1 protein-coding gene and 1 pseudogene are annotated in these 1,174 nt (G+C 33.1%); both read right to left on the bottom strand.

Features of this window, described 5'->3' with window-relative positions; all coding sequences use genetic code 11:
- Positions 1-577: glycosyltransferase (locus H5072_RS20010; RefSeq protein ID WP_182694585.1), on the bottom strand; the 577-nt coding region annotated here is incomplete at its 3' end.
- Between the two features lie 59 nt (positions 578-636).
- A pseudogene (locus H5072_RS20005) lies at positions 637-1,174 on the bottom strand (hypothetical protein); the annotation flags it as partial.

The raw sequence follows: 1,174 nt of genomic DNA, 5'->3' as shown, positions 1-1,174 counted from the left end.
GACCGCTGCTAAGCAGACGTAACCATAAATACCAATCTTCCATTGACATCATATGTTTATAACTACCAACAGACATAACAGCACTTTTTTTAAACATAACGCTTATATGATTAAAGGGATTGCGCGAAATTCCACCTTTAATTATGTCATCGTTAAACTCTTTTACATAACGAGTCGCTATATAATTCGTGCTTTCGCATTCTATTTCATCAATAAATGAGCCACAAAAAGCAAGTGATGGCTGCGCTTTAAATATAGCTAATTGTTTTTCAAAACGTTCTGGTACACATAAGTCATCGGTGTCCATTCTTGCAATAAGTTCGTAAGAGCATGCTTTTAACCCTTCGTTTAAAGCATTTCCAAGGCCTACATTTACTTGTAAAGGAACTAACACCATATTCAGTTGAAGTTTCCATTTATTTATTACATCCATTAAGCCTTGCTTAATAGGGCCATCGAGTACAAGTACTACTTCTGATGCTCTGACCGTTTGATTATATAAGCTTTCAAGGCACGCATTTAAATATATAGGGTTTTCTCTATCATAAATTGACATTAAAACCGAAAAGTCAGTCATTCATTTTTTCCTATAAATACACAGTCAGTAGAGCACAACAACGAACGCACTATAAACTTTTACTTACTCGCTAACGCAAGCAGTTTATTAAATTCTTTTTCACTAATTAACTCATCTGAAAAATAGTCAAAATCAACGAGGTAATTATGTATGTAACTAAGTACCCTTGAAAAATCGAAATCGCTATAAATGGCTCGGCCATAAACTTTTAGCTCTTTATTGTAGATAAGTGCTTCTAGTCCAACAGTTGAATTTATAGTCACTACCACTTTAGCCTGTTTTATTAACTCGGTCGTATTACTATTAACGATTAAAAAGTCATATTTCTCTTTAAGCAATACATAATCTCTTAAAATTTCAGGATCAGTCTCCGCAGGATGAATTTTTACATACAGCATGCAATTACGTTCTTTAGCTAACGCAACCGCTTTTTCAATAGCTTGTTGGTTATTTATATCGCTATTTAAAATTAACTGAGAGTCATACCTTACTTGCGTAGGGAAAAATATATAATCACAGCTCAAGTCAGCATCATCAAAAGTTAGATCTGAACTAGATTTAGATTTAAATAATGTTAAAACAGAGGTGATTTTTTTT

The sequence above is a fragment of the Pseudoalteromonas sp. SR45-5 genome, from assembly GCF_014163565.1.
In the GTDB taxonomy this organism is placed as follows: Bacteria; Pseudomonadota; Gammaproteobacteria; order Enterobacterales; family Alteromonadaceae; genus Pseudoalteromonas; species Pseudoalteromonas distincta.
This window is presented reverse-complemented; position numbering and strand designations above follow the sequence as displayed.